A 16,419-nucleotide genomic window follows, 5' to 3' on the forward strand; every position below is an offset into this window, starting at 1 on the left:
TTCGGCCCTGTACGGCTCTGTACGGCTGACGCTCGGCTCCCGCTCGGCTCTCGCGGAGTGCGAGCCACCCCGGGCGTGCGGCTCGGGTGCGGTGGGGCTCGGCGCGGGATGTCCACAGCGTGAGAGCGACACCTTAAGCCGAGCACAGACGTTTTCGACACCCCCCACCCCTCGGTAACAACGGATTCCGTGATGTCGGATGCTCCAAACAACGAATTACATCGGTCTGGGGTTGCAAAACAGACGAGTCCTCGTGCACAGTGAGGTTTGTGGCCAGTCGCAGCGCAGACCCCAAGGGACCCGGTTCGAAGAACGGCGGATCGACTCCGTCGTTGGACGCGGTCTCCCTCGCCATTGTCGAACAGCTCCAGGAAGACGGCAGGCGCCCGTACGCCGCCATCGGCAAGGCCGTCGGCCTCTCCGAAGCGGCCGTGCGCCAGCGCGTGCAGAAGCTGCTCGACCAGGGCGTCATGCAGATCGTCGCCGTCACCGACCCGCTCACCGTGGGCTTCCGGCGCCAGGCGATGGTCGGCATCAACGTCGAGGGCGATCTGGACTCGGTGGCGGACGCGCTGACCGCCATGAACGAGTGCGAGTACGTCGTCATGACGGCCGGCTCGTTCGATCTGATGGTGGAGATCGTCTGCGAGGACGACGACCACCTTCTGAACGTGATCAACAAACGCATCCGGGCCCTTCCCGGCGTGCGCTCCACCGAGAGCTTCGTCTACCTCAAGCTCAAGAAGCAGACCTACATGTGGGGAACCCGATAGCCGTGACCACCCAGGACCTCAGCAAGAGCGCGTACGACCATCTGTGGATGCACTTCACCCGCATGTCGTCGTACGAGAACGCGCCCGTTCCCACCATCGTCCGTGGCGAGGGCACCTACATCTACGACGACAAGGGCAAGAAGTACCTCGACGGCCTCGCGGGCCTGTTCGTGGTCCAGGCCGGCCACGGCCGCCAGGAGCTTGCCGAGGTCGCCGCCAAGCAGGCCGCCGAGCTGGCCTTCTTCCCGATCTGGTCGTACGCCCACCCCAAGGCCGTGGAGCTGGCGGAGCGTCTCGCCCACTACGCGCCGGGCGACCTCAACAAGGTCTTCTTCACCACCGGTGGCGGCGAGGCCGTCGAGACCGCCTGGAAGCTTGCGAAGCAGTACCACAAGCTCACCGGCAACCACACGAAGTACAAGGTCATCTCGCGCGCGGTCGCCTACCACGGCACCCCGCAGGGCGCCCTGTCCATCACGGGTCTGCCGGCGCTCAAGGCCCCCTTCGAGCCGCTCGTCCCGGGCGCGCACAAGGTGCCGAACACGAACATCTACCGTGCCCCGATCCACGGTGACGACCCGGAGGCCTTCGGCCGCTGGGCCGCCGACCAGATCGAGCAGGAGATCCTGTTCGAGGGCCCCGAGACTGTCGCCGCCGTCTTCCTGGAGCCCGTGCAGAACGCCGGTGGCTGCTTCCCGCCGCCGCCCGGCTACTTCCAGCGCGTGCGCGAGATCTGCGACCAGTACGACGTGCTGCTCGTCTCCGACGAGGTCATCTGCGCCTTCGGCCGCCTCGGCACGATGTTCGCGTGCGACAAGTTCGGCTACGTACCGGACATCATCACCTGCGCCAAGGGCATGACCTCGGGCTACTCCCCGATCGGCGCCGCGATCGTCTCCGACCGCATCGCCGAGCCGTTCTACAAGGGTGACAACACCTTCCTGCACGGCTACACCTTCGGCGGTCACCCGGTCTCGGCCGCGGTCGGTCTCGCCAACCTCGACATCTTCGAGCGCGAGGGCCTCAACCAGCACGTCCTGGACAACGAGGCGAACTTCCTCAACACGCTGCAGAAGCTGAACGACCTGCCGATCGTCGGCGACGTCCGCGGCAACGGCTTCTTCTACGGCATCGAGCTCGTGAAGGACAAGGCCACCAAGGAGTCCTTCACCGACGAGGAGTCCGAGCGCGTCCTGTACGGCTACGTCTCGAAGAAGCTGTTCGAGTACGGCCTGTACTGCCGCGCCGACGACCGTGGCGACCCGGTCATCCAGCTCTCCCCGCCGCTGATCTCGGACCAGTCCACGTTCGACGAGATCGAGGGCATCATCCGCCAGGTGCTGACCGAGGCCTGGACGAAGATCTGATCCTCGCGCGCCCCAGCGGCCCGTTCGCGGCCCGGCCGCGCCCATCCGAGTGAGATGGGCGCGGCCGGGCCGCGTCCTTTTGTCCGGGTTCGCCCCCGGCTACCTAGCGTGCCCAGTGACCGATCGGCCCCTGCCTTCGTTCCCCCGGAAGGGGGACGGGAACTTCCCGGCAATACTGATCTGAACCGAGGTGTACGCCATGGTGGCCCCGCCGGACAACGACGTGCTCTGGGCACGCGCCCTGCACTTCTCCCACAACGGCTCCCCCGCCCTGACCGGAGTCTCGCTGGGCGTGCGCGAGGGCGAGATCCTCGCCGTCGGCGGCCCGCGCGGCGCCGGCAAGACGACCCTCCTGCGCTGCCTGTCCGGCGCGCTGCTGCCCGACAAGGGCGGCGAGGTCTGGTTCAACAGCACGCCCGTGCACGCCATGGGCCCCCTCGTGCGCGAGCGGCTGCGCCGGGACCGCTTCGGCTGGATCGACCCCGAGCCCGTCCTCGTACCCGAACTGAACGTGTGGGAGAACGCCGCCCTGCCGCTGATGCTGCGCGGCGCGGGACGCAAGGAGGCCAGGGCGACGGCCCAGGAGTGGCTGGAGCGGCTCGACGTCGGGCAGGCCGCCCGCAAGCGCCCGCACGCCCTGACCATGGCCGAGCGCCAGCGCGTCGCCATCGCCCGCGCCCTCGTGCACGCCCCGCGGCTCGTCTTCGCCGACGAGCCCACCGCGACCCTGCACCGCGCCGAGGGCACCCACATCCTGCGCACGCTCACCGCGGCGGCCCGCTCGCACGACATCACCGTCGTCCTCGCCACGCACGACTCCGCGGTCGCGGCCCTCGCCGACCGCACGGTCTCGCTGCTCGACGGGCGCCGCGTCAACACCGTGCACCTGCCCGCCGGGCTCACCGACACGGAAGGCCGGGCCGCGTGCTCGCTCTCCGTCTAGCCCGCGGCGGCCGTCCCCTGGTCCAGGTACGCCGGCTGCTGGTCGCCGCCGCGTCGGCGGGCACCGGCTTCCTGCTGCTGTGCACCCTGGGCTACGCGATGAGCCACCCCGAAGCCTCCCCGCACGCCCTGCTGCGGCTCGGCTGGTGCGTGGTGCCGCTCGCCGCCACCGTCCAGTTCGCCGTCGCCGTCGCCCGCTCCGACCCGGGTACGCGGCCCCGCTCGGGCCTGTCCGCCGTCGGCCTCGGCCCGGGCCGCCTCGCGCTGCTCTCGGCGATCTCCACCGCCATCGCCTGCACCCTCGGCTCGATGCTGGCGCTGCTGTTCTTCCTGCATCTGCGCGGCGATCTGTCCGGCCTGCCCTTCGACGGCGCGGCCCGGGACCTGCTCGGCGCCGGCCGCCCGCTGCCGCTGCCCGCCGCGCTGACCCTGCTGACGTTCGTGCCGCTCGCCGCGTCCGCCGCCAGCGCCCTCGCCCTGCGCCCGCGCCTGCTGCGGGCGGCACGCCCGGCCCGCGCCGACGAGGACGAGGCGGCCCGCGAACTCCAGGAGGCCGAGCCCCGGCTCGCCGCGCCCGCCGGCCTGCCGTGGGGCGTCGCGCTGGTCGCCGCCGGGCTCGCCGTGGAGACGTACGCGGAGCACGGCCACGGCAGCGGCGGTCCGCCCATGCCGGGCGGCCTCGCCGGAAGCTCCGCCGGGGTGCTCGCCGGCTGGGCGCTGACCGCGCTCGGCCTCGCCCTCGCCGGGCCCGGCCTCACCTTCTGGTGCGGGCGCGCGCTCCAGGCGGTGCGGCCCGGGGCGGTACGGCTGCTCGCGGGGCGCGTGCTGATGGAGGAGGCGGGCCGCATCGGGCGCCCCCTCGGCGTCGTGTGCGCCGTCGCCTCCGGCGCGTACGCCGCGAACACGCTGTACGGCGCGAGCCGCCCCGCGCTCGGCCCGCTGACGCTCCTCGGCGCGCTCCTCGTCACCGGCTGCACGCTCGCCACCCTCGCCACGGCCGCCGTGGAGGCCCGCCAGGACCGCCGTCCGACGACGACGGCGCTGCTGCGGCTCGGCGCGCCCGCCACGACGCTGCGCAGCGTGGCGCTGCTGCGGGCGGGGGCGCTGCTCGCCCTGTTCGGACCGCTGACCTGGGCGGTCGCAGAACTTTCGGCAATTCCGCTGCTGGGCCGATGAGTTTCGTGGGGTCCGGCTGTCTAAGAAGGCGTACGGAACGACGACGGCGGACCGGGCACCGGGCCCCCAGAGCGAAGGACCTTTCATGTACCAGCAGATGATCTTTGTGAACCTCGCGGTGAACGACCTCGACGCGTCGAAGAAGTTCTTCACCGAGCTGGGCTACTCGATCAACCAGCAGTTCACCGACGAGACCGCCTCCTCGATCGTGGTCAGCGACCACATCGTCATCATGGTCATGACGAAGGAGAAGTACGCGGGCTTCACGCAGAAGCAGATCATCGACTCGACGTCGCAGAGCGAGGTCCTGATCGCGCTGAGCGCGGAGAGCCGCGAGAAGGTCGACGAGCTGGTCGAGCGGGCCATCGCCGCCGGCGGCACCGAGCACGGCGAGGCCCAGGACCACGGCTTCATGTACGGCCGCTCCTTCGACGACATCGACGGCCACACCTTCGAGGTCGCGTGGATGGACCCGAGCGTCATCCAGGAGGGGTGACCGGCAGAACCGTTCCTCCCGGTGCCTAGCATGGCGGGATGCAGCCCACTCCCGAGCGTCCCGGACGTCCCGGTCAGCCCGCTGATCCCGCCCTGCCGGCCACCGCGCACGAGCGTGAGATCGAGTCGCTCGCCGAGTTCGACGAGGTCGCCGCGCGCGGCACGCTCGCCGGGCACCGGGTGCAGGCCGTCGATCTGACCGCGCGCACCGAGGAGTTGCTCACGACGGACGTCGCGGGCGCCATATTCCTCGGCTGCCCGATGGCCCCCGAGGCCGCCGTCCGCGTCCGCGCGCGCGGCGCCCTCGTCTTCCCGCCGGTCCCCGGCCTCCCCTTCGACCCCTACCGGGGCCGCCTGTACACACCGGACGAGCTGTACGCCTCGCTCGCCGAGGGCGGTTACGAGGCGACGCCGGACGCCCGCGCCTACGACTGGTTCCAGCGCACCAAGGCGGACGGTGACGTCTTCGCCTCGATGCTGCGCGCCGTGCACGACGACTCGATCTCCGACGCCCTCGACGAACTCCTCACGGGCAGAAGGGTCGTGGGCGTGATGGGCGGCCACGCGATGGCCCGGGGCACCGACGCGTACGCGGGCGCGGCCCGGCTCGGCAGGACGCTGGCCCGCGCGGGCCTCACCGTCGCCACGGGCGGCGGCCCCGGCGCGATGGAGGCGGCGAACCTCGGCGCGTATCTCGCGCCCGCCGCCGACGACGCCCTCGACCCGGCGCTGCGGCTGCTCGCCGCCGCGCCCTCGTTCACGCCGTCGGTGACGGAGTGGGCGCGCGCGGCCTTCGCCGTACGGGACCGCCATCCCGGGGGCGGCGAATCGGTCGGCATCCCGACGTGGTTCTACGGGCACGAGCCGCCCAACGCTTTCGCGTCACATCTGGGCAAGTACTTCGCCAACGCCACCCGCGAGGACGGTCTGCTCGCGCGCTCGAACGCGGGGGTGGTGTTCCTGCCGGGCGCGGCGGGCACGGTCCAGGAGATCTTCGACAACGCCACGCCCAACTACTACGGGTCGCGGGGCGAACCGACGCCGATGGTGCTGGTGGGGCGCGCGCACTGGACCGAGGAGCTGCCCGCGTGGCCGCTGCTGCGGGCGCTCGCGCGCGAGCGGTCGATGGAGGCGCGGATCGCGCTCGTGGACCGTGTCGAGGAGGCGGCCGAGGCCCTGTCCCGCATGGCGTGAACCGTACGGAGCCGGGCCAACGGCGGGTCAAGTATCAACTCCCGTTACTCACGGCGTATTGACGCTCCGTCACCGTGCGTTGTAAACGTGAGGGGACCGTGAGGGTGCTGAGGCAGGAGCCGTGGTGCTCCCTCACCGCACCCCCCTCATCTGCTCAAGATCCCGTGAAGGACAACCGTGTCCGTAACCCCCCGTATATCCGTACGCGCCGTGCGTCTGGCCGGTGTGGCGTGTGCCGCGACCGCGCTGACCCTCGGCGTCGCCGGCTCCGCGTCGGCGTGCAACATCAGCGAGTTCACCGCCGCCGCGGTCTGCGACGGCGCGCAGGGCGTCATCACCGTCACCGACAAGGACCCCTCGGGCGCCGAGGCGACCGTGACGGTCTTCTCCGGCGACAAGGAGATCGGCTCGCAGACGGTCAGGGGCACCCGCGAGGGCGTCACCGTCCGCTTCGAGGAGGACTGGCAGCCGAAGGCGACGTACCGCGTGCACGTCAAGGCCGGCGACCAGGTCGACGAGGACATCACGCCGGACCTGACGACGCCGGACAAGGGCTGCGGCAAGAAGCCGGGCCCGCCGCCGACCAAGACGCCGGCGCCGAAGCCGACGCCGACCGCGTCGAAGCCCCCGGCGGCGACCGCCACGCCGAGTCCGTCCGCCCCGGCGTCCACGTCGGCCGCGCCTGCCCCGGTGCCGAGCAACTCCGCGTCTCCCGCGGGCGGTTCGGACAACCTGGCCGAGACGGGCGCCAGTTCCAACACGGGCCTGATCGCGGGCATCGCGGCGGCGCTGGTCGTCGCGGGCGGCGCGGTCGTGTTCGCCCTGCGCAAGCGCGGCGGCGCGAAGGGCTGACCCCGGCCCAGCGTGCGTCAGGGGGCGGCCGTCCCGTACGGCCGCCCCCCTTTCGCGTGCGCCGGGGCGGGGGTGCGGGCGCTTGTGGGCGTGGGTGCGCGCGGGCGGGCGGTGCGGGTGCGCGCGGGCCGGGAAGCGGGGGCTGCACCCCGAGGGCGCGGGCGGGCGCGGGTGCACCCCCCGGGGGGGGTGTGCCGTGCCGGTCAGCCGAAGGTGGCCCGCTCCAGCCAGAAGTCCAGCACGTCCCGGTCGCCGAGCACCTCGACGCGGCCCGCGTCCACGGGCTCGCGCCGGTAGAACGCGAGGAGCAGCGCGGTCAGCGGCCCGCGCAGCGCCACATCGGCCTTCTCGTGTCCGCGCCGCCAGACCACGCCCTCGTCGGCGATCTCGATGAGCCACTCCGCGTCGAGGCCGGCCCCGGTGTCGGCGCCGGTGTCGGTGGCGTGCAGATGCAGGGTGCGGCCGGTACCGCGCAGCGCGCCCACCGCGGGGAAGTATCCGGCCTGCTGGACGAACACGACGATCTGGAGCCACTCGTCCACGGCGTCGGCGGCGAGGTCCTGCGGCACGTCGTAGTCGGCGCCCACCGTGAGGGCGGCGTCGGCGCGGTGGATCACCGTCTCGTGGGCCATGCGCCGCGCCCAGAACCCGGCGCTGTGCTCCCAGGCCCAGGACCAGCAGGCGGTGTCGGCGCCCGCGGCGCGCAGGGTGTCGGCGGTGCGCCGGGCACCGTCGGCCAGCCAGGCGTCCAGGGCGGCCGCGTCGTCGCTCTCGGGGCGCTGCGGGCTGAGGTCGACGTTGGCCTCGGCGCGGGTGCGGACGATCTCCTCGACCCAGCGGTGGGCGCCGCCGACGTGCACGGCGAGGTCGCGCAGCGTCCAGTCGGGGCAGGTGGGCACCCGGGTGTCGAGGTCGGCGCCCGCGAGGTGGCGGCGCAGCAGGTCGGTCTGGGCGATGATCTCGTCGCAGTAGCGGTCGTGGGAGAGCTGTCCTGACGTGGCGGGTTCGCCCTGTGGCGGCACGGATGTCGTCATGCGGCGACTCTACGGAGCGTCCGCTCCCGGCAGCATCACGATTTCGGCCGCGTCGAACCGTACCCCGACCTCGGCGCCCGTCTCCGGCGCGTCCCGCAGCGCGCAGGCCGCTTCCAGGCGCGGCGCGCCGGGGGCCTGGAGGTGCAGGGCGACATGGGTGCCGCGGAAGGTGCGGGCGGTGACCGTGCAGGTCAACTGGGCGTCGGCGGCGGGCACGAGCCGTACTCCTGCGGGCCGTACGAGGAGTCCGGCCGGGCCCTGCGCGCTGCCGGGCGGGACGGGCAGTTTGCCCCAGGGGGTGTCGGCGGCCTCGCCGGTGACGGTGGCGGGGACGACGTTGTCGAAGCCGAGGAAGCGGGCGACGAACGCGTCGGCGGGCCGCTGCCAGACGTCCAGGGGCGTGCCGGTCTGGGCGACGCGCCCGTCCCGCATGACGACGACCCGGTCCGCGAGCGCGAACGCCTCGCCCTGGTCGTGGGTGACGGCGAGCACGGTGGTGCCCAACCGGCCGAAGAGTTCCCGCAGTTCGACGACGAGCCGTTCGCGCAGGGAGCGGTCGAGCTGGCCGAGCGGTTCGTCCAGCATGAGCAGGCGGGGGCGGGGCGCGAGGGCGCGGGCGAGCGCGACGCGCTGCTGCTCACCCCCGGACAGCGCGGCGACGGCCCGGCGTTCGGCGCCGGGCAGCCCGACCAGGCGCAGCAACTCCCGTACCCGGTCGGCCTGTTCGGTGCGGGCCATGCCGCGCATGCGCAGTCCGAAGGCGACGTTGCCGCCGACGTCGCGCTGCGGGAACAACTGGTGGTCCTGGAACATCAGGCCGACCCCGCGCCGGTGCGCGGGCACCCCGTCCAGGTCGCGGCCCGCGAGCGAGACCCGGCCCGCGTCGAGGGGTTGCAGTCCGGCGACGGCCCGCAGCAGCGTGGACTTGCCGCTGCCGCTCGGGCCGAGGACGCACACGATCTCGTGCTCGGCGACGGCGAGGTCCACGCCGTCGAGTGCGGCGCGTCCGCCGAACCGTACGGTGGCGGCGTCGAGTTGGAGCAGCGACATCAGAACTCCCCGGTCGTGGCCTTGGCGGGCCGCAGGCGTTCGAGCAGGAGCAGGGCGGCGGCGCAGACGACCATGAGGACGGTCGACAGGGCCATCGCCTGCCCGTAGTTGAGGTCACCGGCCCGCCCGAGGAGGCGGGCGACGGCGACGGGCAGCGTCGGGTTGTCGGGCCGCGCGATGAACACGGTCGCGCCGAACTCACCGAGGGAGACGGCGAACGCGAATCCGGCCGCGACGAGCAGCGCCCTGCGCACCAGCGGCAGGTCCACCTCCCGCCAGGCCCGCCACGGCGACGCCCCAAGCACGGCGGCGGCCTCCCGCAGCCGTCCGTCGACCGCCCGCAGCACCGGCAGCATGGTCCGTACGACGAAGGGCACGCCGACCAGGGCCTGGGCGAGCGGGACGATGATCCAGGAGGCGCGCAGGTCGAGCGGCGGCCGGTCGAGCGTGATGAGGAAGCCGAACCCGACGGTCACGGCGGACACCCCGAGCGGCAGCATGAGCAGCGCGTCGAACCCTCGTACGAGACGGCCCGCGCGGCGGGTCAGGGCCGCGGCGGCGAGCCCGCCGACGACGAGAGCGATGGCGGTGGCGGCGAGGGCGTACTGGAGCGAGTTCCACACGGCGTTCACCGGCGGCACGAGGAAGGTGCCGCCGTCGGCGTCGCCGAGGGCGCGGAAGTAGCCGAGGCCCCAACCGCCGGGGGTGTCGAGGGAGCGCTGCACGAGGACGCCGAGCGGCAGCAGGATCAGTACGGCGATGCTGGCGAGGACCGCCCCGAGCAGGGTCCGCTGGGCGGCGCCGCGCGGCCGGCGCGCGGTGTGCGCGGCGTCGACGAGCCGCAGGGCGCTCTCGCGGCGGCGCACGGTCCAGGCGTGGACGAGCAGGATCAGGCCGACCGCGGCGAACTGGACGAGGGTGAGGACGGCGGCCGTGGACAGGTCGAAGATCTGGGCGGTCTGCCGGTAGATCTCGACTTCGAGGGTGGAGAAGCCGGGGCCGCCGAGGATCTGCACGACGCCGAAGGAGGTGAAGGTGAACAGGAAGACCATGAGCGCGGCGGCGGCGACCGCCGGGCCGAGCGCCGGCAGGGTGACCGTGCGCCAGGCGGTGAGCCGGGAGGCGCCGAGCATCCGCGCGGCTTCCTCCTGGCGGGGGTCGAGCTGGGCCCACAGGCCGCCGACGGTCCGTACGACGACGGCGTAGTTGAAGAAGACGTGCGCGAGCAGGATCGCCCACACGGTGGTGTCCAGGCGCAGCCCCCACAGCTCGTCGAGGAGCCCGCCGCGGCCGACGAGGGCGAGGAACGCGGTGCCGACGACGACGGTCGGCAGGACGAACGGCACGGTGACGACGGCCCGCAGCACGTTCTTGCCGGGGAAGTCGAGGCGGGCGAAGACGTAGGCGCCGGGCAGCGCGAGGAGCAGGGTCAGGGCGGTGGAGGCGAGCGCCTGCCACACCGTGAACCAGAGCACGTGCCGGATGTCGGGCTGGGCGAGCACGTCGGTGATCCGGCCGAGGTGCCAGGCGCCGCCGGTGACCAGCCCGCGCCGCACGATGGCGACGACGGGCCAGGCGAAGAACACGCCGAAGAAGGCGAGGGGCAGGGCCATGAGCGCGAGCCGCGTCAGGCTCCCCGCACGGCCGGCCCGCGTACGGGAAGCCGCGCGGACCGCGCCGCCGGCATCCATCGCCTCGGTCACTTCAGCCGCTTCGGTCACCTTGTTCACGTCAGCCGCTTCGATCCCCTCGGTCCCCCCGGCACTCTCGGCCACATCGGTCACTTCAGTACGAGAGCGGTCCATGCCTTGACCCAGTCGTCCCGGTGGTCGGCGATGGCGCGCGGGCTGAGGGTGCCCGGCTTGTCGACCTTGACGGCGTACTTGGTGTAGTCGGCGGGCGCGGTGGCGTTCTCGGTGACGGGGTCGACGAACATGTTGAGCGGCATGTCCTGCTGGAACTCCTTGGAGACCAGGAAGTCGATCAGCGCCTTGCCGCCCTTGGTGTTCTTCGCGCCGTCGAGCAGCCCGGCGAACTCGATCTGCCGGAAGCAGGTGCCGGTGGCGACGCCGACGGGCGAGGTCTTCGGCTGCGGGTCGGCGTAGATGGCCTCGGCGGGCGGGGAGGAGGCGTAGGAGACGACGAGCGGCCGGTCGCCGCCCGCCTTCCTGCCGCCGGCGCTGCCGCTGAACTCCTCGTTGTACGCCTGGTCCCAGCCGTCGACGACCTTGACGCCGTTGGCCTTCAGCTTCTTCCAGTAGCCCTGCCAGCCGTCGTCGCCGTAGCGGGCGGCGGAGCCGAGCAGGAAGCCGAGGCCGGGCGAGGACGTGGCGGCGTTCTCGGTGACGAGGAGGTCCTTGTACGCGGGCTTGGTGAGGTCCGCGAAGGAGGCGGGCGGGGCGATCTTGTGCTGCGCGAAGTACTTCTTGTCGTAGTTGACGCAGATGTCGCCGGTGTCGACGGGCGTGACGCGGTCCTTGCCGGCGTCGAGCCGGTAGGCGCCCTCGACCTGGTCGAGTCCGTGGGCGCGGTAGGGGGTGAACAGGCCGTTGTCGAGGGCGCGGGAGAGCAGGGTGTTGTCGATGCCGAAGAGGACGTCGCCCTGCGGGTTGCCCTTGGAGAGGATGGCCTTGTTGACGGTCTCGCCGGCGTCGCCGCCCTTGAGGACCTTGACCTGGTAGCCGGACCGCTTCTCGAAGTCCTTGAGGACGTTCTTCGAGACGGCCCACGAGTCGTGGCTGACGAGGGTGACGGTCTTGGAGTCGCCGCCGGAGGCGGAGCCGGTGGACGACCCGCACGCGGACAGCGTGACCAGGCCGAGGCCGACGGCCACGGCGATGTACGACGTCTTCTTGCTCACTGGAAATGTCCTCCTGGGGGTGGCCAGGAAGAGACGCGGCCCTGCCCGGGGCCTCGATGGACTCCGGGCAGGGCGCAACAGCTTGAGTGGTGACCGAACTTCCTACCCAGAATGACCTGGGCGAGGTTCAGAGGGTCTGCGGGCCTGTCCCCGCACTCTCAGCGCTGTGGCGCTCCCCTGTCGGAATATGTGGTTGTGGGTGTCCGTCTGTGGACGTCTGGCTGTGCTGTGCTACGAGCCCAGGCTACCGCTCGGTGGCGGCGAGCTGACCACACGCCCCGTCGATCTCCTGGCCACGGGTGTCGCGGATGGTGACGGGGACGCCGTGGGCGGCGATGGCGTCGACGAACGCCTTCTCGTCCTCGGGCCGCGACGCGGTCCACTTCGACCCGGGCGTCGGGTTCAGCGGGATGAGGTTGACGTGGACGGGCTTGCCGCGGAGCAGCCGCCCGAGCCGGTCACCGCGCCACGCCTGGTCGTTGATGTCCCGGATCAGCGCGTATTCGATGGACAGCCGGCGCCCGGACTTGGCCGCGTACTCCCAGCCGGCGTCGAGCACCTCCCGTACCTTCCACCGCGTGTTGACGGGGACGAGGGTGTCGCGCAGTTCGTCGTCGGGGGCGTGCAGCGAGATGGCGAGCCGGCACTTGAAGCCCTCGTCGGCGAACCGGTGGATGGCGGGCACGAGGCCGACCGTCGACACGGTGATCCCGCGCTGCGACAGCCCGAGACCGTCCGGCTCGGGGTCGGTGAGGGCGCGGATGGACTGGACGACCCGCTTGTAGTTGGCGAGCGGCTCCCCCATCCCCATGAAGACGATGTTGGACAGCCGCGCGGGCCCGCCCGGGATCTCCCCGTCGCGCAGCGCGCGCATCCCGTCGACGATCTGGTGGACGATCTCCCCGGTCGACAGGTTCCGGTCGAGCCCGGCCTGCCCGGTGGCACAGAACGGGCAGTTCATCCCGCACCCGGCCTGCGAGGAGATGCACATGGTGACCCGGTCGGGGTACCGCATGAGCACGGACTCGACGAGCGTCCCGTCGAACAGCCTCCACAGCGTCTTACGGGTCGTGTCGTTGTCGGTCGACAGGTGCCGTACGACGGTCATCAGCTCGGGCAGCAGCGCCTCCCGCAGCTTCTCGCGCGACCCGGCGGGGATGTCGGTCCACTCCGCGGGGTCGTGCGCGTACCGCGCGAAGTAGTGCGCGGAAAGCTGCTTGGCACGAAACGGCTTCTCCCCGATCGCGGCAACGGCCTCCTTCCGCTCGGCGGGCGTCAGATCGGCGAGATGCCGCGGCGGCTTCTTGGCTCCGCGCGGCGCGACAAAGGTAAGTTCTCCGGGCTTAGGCATGGCTGTACCAGTGTCGCAGATCCGGCGGGGTGCCCTCGGGTCGCGCTCCGCAGGCCCTGGACCGGCCCGATGACCGCCTCCGCGACGGTGAGGCCTTGTTCCGGGGCGCCCGCTCTCCCATGCGCGTGATCGGAGACGACGGCGGGCCCCCGCCGTAGTGGCGAGGGCCCGTCGAAGAGGGTACGTGGGGCAGGGTCAGCCCGTGCCGACGAAGGCGACGAGCAGCAGCCAGACCACGGGGGCCGTCGGCAGCAGGGAGTCCAGGCGGTCCATGATGCCGCCGTGGCCGGGCAGCAGCGTGCCCATGTCCTTGATGCCGAGGTCCCTCTTGATCATGGACTCGCCGAGGTCGCCGAGCGTGGCGCTCGCGGCGACGCAGGCCCCGATGACGAGCCCCTGCCACCAGGTGCCGTCGTCGATGAGGAACTGCATGCACAGCACGCCCGCCACCATGGCGAACGAGACCGCGCCGAGAAGTCCCTCGCGGGTCTTGCCGGGGCTGATGCGCGGCGCCAGCTTGTGCTTGCCGAACCGCCAGCCGATCGCGTACGCCCCGGTGTCGGAGACGACGGTGAGGATGAGGAACGTCAGCACGCGCCACGGCCCGTCGTCCGCCGTCAGCATGAGCGCCACGAACGTCGCCAGGAACGGCACGTAGAACGCGGCGAACACCCCGGCCGTGACGTCCTTGAGGTATCCCTCGGGCGGTTCCGTCATCCGCCAGACGAGTACCGCGAGGGCGGTCAGCGCCATCGCCACCCAGGCGCCCTCGGCTCCGCGCACGTACCCGGCGACGACCATCGCGGCGCCGCCCACGGCGAGCGGGACGAGCGGGGCCTTGATGCCCTTGCGTTCGTCGAGGCGGGAGGTCAGCTCCCACAGGCCCACGACGACGGCGAGCGCTATCACGCCGATGAAGACGGCCTTGACGATGAACAGGGACGCGATGATCACCGCGCCGAGGCCGACACCGACCCCTATGGCCGCACCGAGGTCGCGGCCCGCGCTCTTCTTCTGCTTCTGCGGCTCCGCCGGGGCGGGCTGCGGTGCTGCGCTGGGCATGGGCTCCTGCGGAGGCTGCGGCATGTTCGGGGGCGGGGTCGGGTCGTCGCGGAAGCGGGCACCGCTCGGCCGAGCAGCCCCCTGGTCGCCGTCCTGGTCCGCGTCACCGCCACCGGCGGGCACGTCGGGCATATCGGGCACGATGGGCATGGGCCGAGTCTCATCGACCGCGTGCTGTTCGTACGCGGGACCCGCCGGGGCGTGTCCCTGGTCGTACGCGGGGCCGCCATGACCGTACGAGGAGCCGTCACCGTAGGAAGGACTCTCGCCGGCGAACGCGGCACCCTCGCCATAGGCGGCACCCTCGCCGTACGCGGCACCCTCGCCATAGGCGGCCCGCCCACCGTGCGAAGCACCCCCGTACGAGGCACTCCCGTACGAGGCAGTCCCGTACGAGCCACCGCCGTGAGCGGCACCCCCGTACGCGACGTCACCGCTGTACGAGGCACCACCAGCGCCGTACGAAGCGTCGCCGCCGTACGGGCCCTGGCCGGGGCCCGGGCCAAAGCCCTGGCCCTGACCGGCGTCCTGACCCGGGCCGAAAGCCTGGTCCTGGCCCTGGCCCTGGCTCTGGCTCTGGCCGTGAACGGCGCTCTGGCCGTACGCGGCGTTCTGGCCGCCCTGCCCCTGCGCCTGGCTGTGGCCGGGGACCTGGCCGGGGGACGAGCCCTGACCGTATGCGGGCCCCTGCTCGGCGGGCCCGAACGGTCCGGGCCCGGCCGGCGCCCCCCAGGAAGAGTCGTTCACGGATTCCTCGTACCTCGATGTTCCGCGCTCGCTCAGACTTCGAGCAGCTCGGCTTCCTTGTGCTTGAGCAGCTCGTCGACCTGGGCCACGTACTTGGCGGTGGTGTCGTCGAGTTCCTTCTCGCCGCGACGGCCCTCGTCCTCGCCGATCTCGCCGTCCTTGACCGCCTTGTCGATGGCGTCCTTGGCCTTGCGGCGCACCGAGCGGATGGAGACCTTGCTGTCCTCGGCCTTGGACTTGGCGACCTTGATGTAGTCGCGGCGGCGCTCCTCGGTCAGCTCGGGGAACGTCACACGAATGATGCTGCCGTCGTTGCTCGGGTTGACGCCGAGGTCGGAGTCGCGGATCGCCTGCTCGATGTTGCGCAGCGCGGTCTTGTCGAACGGGGTCACCACGGCCATGCGCGGCTCGGGGACCGAGAACGACGCCAGCTGGTTGATCGGCGTCAGCGCGCCGTAGTAGTCGGCCACGATCTTGTTGAACATCGCCGGGTGCGCACGACCGGTACGGATCGCGGCGAAGTCCTCCTTGGCGACCACGACGGCCTTCTCCATCTTCTCCTCGGCCTCGAGGAGGGTCTCTTCGATCACCACTTGCTCCTGCGTGTCTTGAGTGAGGCCCGGCGTGCACGGGGGCGGCCGGCTGCGTCGCGTGTCTTTCCTGCACGGTGTCCGACCGGCAGGACATTGTCCATCCCTCGCGGGACGGGGCGGGGCCTGAGAGTCAGGCGCGGGTGCCCTGGTCGCCCACGAGCGTCCCGATCTTCTCACCCTTGACGGCGCGGGCGATATTGCCGGACGTCAGCAGCTCGAAGACGAGGATCGGGAGCTTGTTGTCGCGGCACAGGGTGATCGCGGTCATGTCGGCGACCTTGAGGTCGCGGGTGATGACCTCGCCGTAGCTGAGGGCGTCGAACTTGACGGCGGCGGGGTTGGTCTTCGGGTCCGAGTCGTAGACCCCGTCCACGCCGTTCTTGCCCATGAGCAGCGCCTCGGCGTCGATCTCCAGGGCGCGCTGCGCGGCGGTCGTGTCGGTGGAGAAGTACGGCATGCCCATGCCGGCGCCGAAGATCACGACGCGGCCCTTCTCCAGGTGCCGTACGGCGCGCAGCGGGATGTACGGCTCGGCGACCTGGCCCATGGTGATGGCGGTCTGGACGCGGCAGTCGATGCCCTCCTTCTCCAGGAAGTCCTGGAGGGCGAGGCAGTTCATGACGGTGCCGAGCATGCCCATGTAGTCGGAGCGGGCCCGGTCCATGCCGCGCTGCTGGAGCTCGGCGCCGCGGAAGAAGTTGCCGCCGCCGATGACGACGGCGATCTGCGCCCCGTCGCGGACGACGGCCGCGATCTCACGGGCGATGGCGTGCACCACGTCGGGGTCGACGCCCAGACCCCCGCCCCCGGCGAATGCCTCGCCGGACAGCTTCAGCAGAAAGCGCCCCGCGCCTTTGCCGTCGTCGCTCGTGTCGCCTTTGTCGGCTGCCTGGGTGGTGGTCATGGAAATCTCGCCTCTTCTT

At 71.9% G+C, this 16,419-nt stretch carries 15 protein-coding genes; 7 read left to right on the top strand and 8 right to left on the bottom strand.

The window, feature by feature from the left end; genetic code table 11:
- The first annotated feature begins 269 nt into the window (after nt 1–269).
- The 7 genes from ACZ7LY_RS22095 to ACZ7LY_RS22125 all read left to right on the top strand — a co-directional run bounded on the left by ACZ7LY_RS22095 (nt 270) and on the right by ACZ7LY_RS22125 (nt 6,799).
- Nucleotides 270–773, top strand: a complete 504-nt coding sequence (locus ACZ7LY_RS22095; protein WP_471626372.1) for an Lrp/AsnC family transcriptional regulator — start codon at nt 270–272, stop codon at nt 771–773.
- Entirely contained in the window at nt 758–2,140 is a 1,383-nt protein-coding gene (locus tag ACZ7LY_RS22100) for an aspartate aminotransferase family protein (protein WP_471626373.1), read from the top strand. The genes ACZ7LY_RS22095 and ACZ7LY_RS22100 overlap by 16 nt, the downstream gene beginning before the upstream one ends.
- 199 nt (nt 2,141–2,339) lie before the next feature.
- Nucleotides 2,340–3,083: an ABC transporter ATP-binding protein gene (locus tag ACZ7LY_RS22105; RefSeq protein WP_471626374.1), complete on the top strand. Its 744-nt coding sequence runs from the start codon at nt 2,340–2,342 to the stop codon at nt 3,081–3,083.
- Nucleotides 3,065–4,258: a hypothetical protein gene (locus ACZ7LY_RS22110; protein ID WP_471626375.1), complete on the top strand. Its 1,194-nt coding sequence runs from the start codon at nt 3,065–3,067 to the stop codon at nt 4,256–4,258. Before ACZ7LY_RS22105 ends, ACZ7LY_RS22110 begins: the two co-directional genes overlap by 19 nt.
- A gap of 85 nt (nt 4,259–4,343) precedes the next feature.
- Nucleotides 4,344–4,754 (top strand): VOC family protein, encoded by a 411-nt coding sequence (locus ACZ7LY_RS22115; protein ID WP_471626376.1) that lies wholly within the window; start codon nt 4,344–4,346, stop codon nt 4,752–4,754.
- Nucleotides 4,755–4,792: 38 nt separating this feature from the next.
- A complete protein-coding gene (locus ACZ7LY_RS22120) occupies nt 4,793–5,947 on the top strand; it encodes an LOG family protein (protein ID WP_471626377.1) in 1,155 nt (384 codons plus the stop codon).
- Between the two features lie 177 nt (nt 5,948–6,124).
- Nucleotides 6,125–6,799 (top strand): LAETG motif-containing sortase-dependent surface protein, encoded by a 675-nt coding sequence (locus ACZ7LY_RS22125; protein WP_471626378.1) that lies wholly within the window; start codon nt 6,125–6,127, stop codon nt 6,797–6,799.
- A 203-nt stretch (nt 6,800–7,002) separates the two neighbouring features.
- On the opposite strand, the gene ACZ7LY_RS22130 is transcribed toward ACZ7LY_RS22125, so the two are convergent.
- The 8 genes from ACZ7LY_RS22130 to pyrH form a co-directional block, all read right to left on the bottom strand.
- On the bottom strand, nt 7,003–7,833 hold the full coding sequence (locus ACZ7LY_RS22130; RefSeq protein WP_471626379.1) for a maleylpyruvate isomerase family mycothiol-dependent enzyme: 831 nt from the start codon (nt 7,831–7,833) through the stop codon (nt 7,003–7,005).
- Between the two features lie 9 nt (nt 7,834–7,842).
- Complete coding sequence (locus ACZ7LY_RS22135) at nt 7,843–8,883, bottom strand: ABC transporter ATP-binding protein (RefSeq protein ID WP_471626380.1); 1,041 nt, start codon at nt 8,881–8,883, stop codon at nt 7,843–7,845.
- Nucleotides 8,883–10,496, bottom strand: coding sequence for an ABC transporter permease (locus tag ACZ7LY_RS22140; protein WP_471626466.1), 1,614 nt, complete (start codon nt 10,494–10,496; stop codon nt 8,883–8,885). Before ACZ7LY_RS22140 ends, ACZ7LY_RS22135 begins: the two co-directional genes overlap by 1 nt.
- A 167-nt stretch (nt 10,497–10,663) precedes the next feature.
- A complete protein-coding gene (locus ACZ7LY_RS22145; protein WP_471626381.1) occupies nt 10,664–11,743 on the bottom strand; it encodes a thiamine ABC transporter substrate-binding protein in 1,080 nt (359 codons plus the stop codon).
- A 244-nt stretch (nt 11,744–11,987) separates the two neighbouring features.
- Nucleotides 11,988–13,094 carry a dual-specificity RNA methyltransferase RlmN gene (gene rlmN, locus ACZ7LY_RS22150; RefSeq protein WP_471626382.1) on the bottom strand — a complete coding sequence of 369 codons (1,107 nt, stop codon included), beginning with the start codon at nt 13,092–13,094 and terminating at the stop codon, nt 11,988–11,990.
- Nucleotides 13,095–13,289: 195 nt separating this feature from the next.
- Nucleotides 13,290–14,288, bottom strand: a complete 999-nt coding sequence (locus ACZ7LY_RS22155) for a phosphatidate cytidylyltransferase (protein WP_471626467.1) — start codon at nt 14,286–14,288, stop codon at nt 13,290–13,292.
- 647 nt (nt 14,289–14,935) lie between these two features.
- Nucleotides 14,936–15,493: a ribosome recycling factor gene (gene frr / locus ACZ7LY_RS22160; protein WP_471626383.1), complete on the bottom strand. Its 558-nt coding sequence runs from the start codon at nt 15,491–15,493 to the stop codon at nt 14,936–14,938.
- A gap of 133 nt (nt 15,494–15,626) precedes the next feature.
- Nucleotides 15,627–16,400, bottom strand: coding sequence for a UMP kinase (pyrH, locus tag ACZ7LY_RS22165; RefSeq protein WP_471626384.1), 774 nt, complete (start codon nt 16,398–16,400; stop codon nt 15,627–15,629).
- Between the last annotated feature and the right edge of the window lie 19 nt (nt 16,401–16,419).

The sequence above is a fragment of the Streptomyces sp. NPDC107550 genome, from assembly GCF_055639095.1.

Coding starts and splice junctions, on each gene's coding strand:
- ACZ7LY_RS22105 (WP_471626374.1), top strand. CDS start 2,340: ATGGTGGCCCCGCCGGACAACGACGTGCTCTGGGCACGCGCCCTGCAC.
- ACZ7LY_RS22115 (WP_471626376.1), top strand. CDS start 4,344: ATGTACCAGCAGATGATCTTTGTGAACCTCGCGGTGAACGACCTCGAC.
- ACZ7LY_RS22120 (WP_471626377.1), top strand. CDS start 4,793: ATGCAGCCCACTCCCGAGCGTCCCGGACGTCCCGGTCAGCCCGCTGAT.
- ACZ7LY_RS22130 (WP_471626379.1), bottom strand. CDS start 7,833: ATGACGACATCCGTGCCGCCACAGGGCGAACCCGCCACGTCAGGACAG.
- ACZ7LY_RS22135 (WP_471626380.1), bottom strand. CDS start 8,883: ATGTCGCTGCTCCAACTCGACGCCGCCACCGTACGGTTCGGCGGACGC.
- ACZ7LY_RS22140 (WP_471626466.1), bottom strand. CDS start 10,496: ATGGCCCTGCCCCTCGCCTTCTTCGGCGTGTTCTTCGCCTGGCCCGTC.
- rlmN (WP_471626382.1), bottom strand. CDS start 13,094: ATGCCTAAGCCCGGAGAACTTACCTTTGTCGCGCCGCGCGGAGCCAAG.
- ACZ7LY_RS22155 (WP_471626467.1), bottom strand. CDS start 14,288: ATGCCCGACGTGCCCGCCGGTGGCGGTGACGCGGACCAGGACGGCGAC.
- pyrH (WP_471626384.1), bottom strand. CDS start 16,400: ATGACCACCACCCAGGCAGCCGACAAAGGCGACACGAGCGACGACGGC.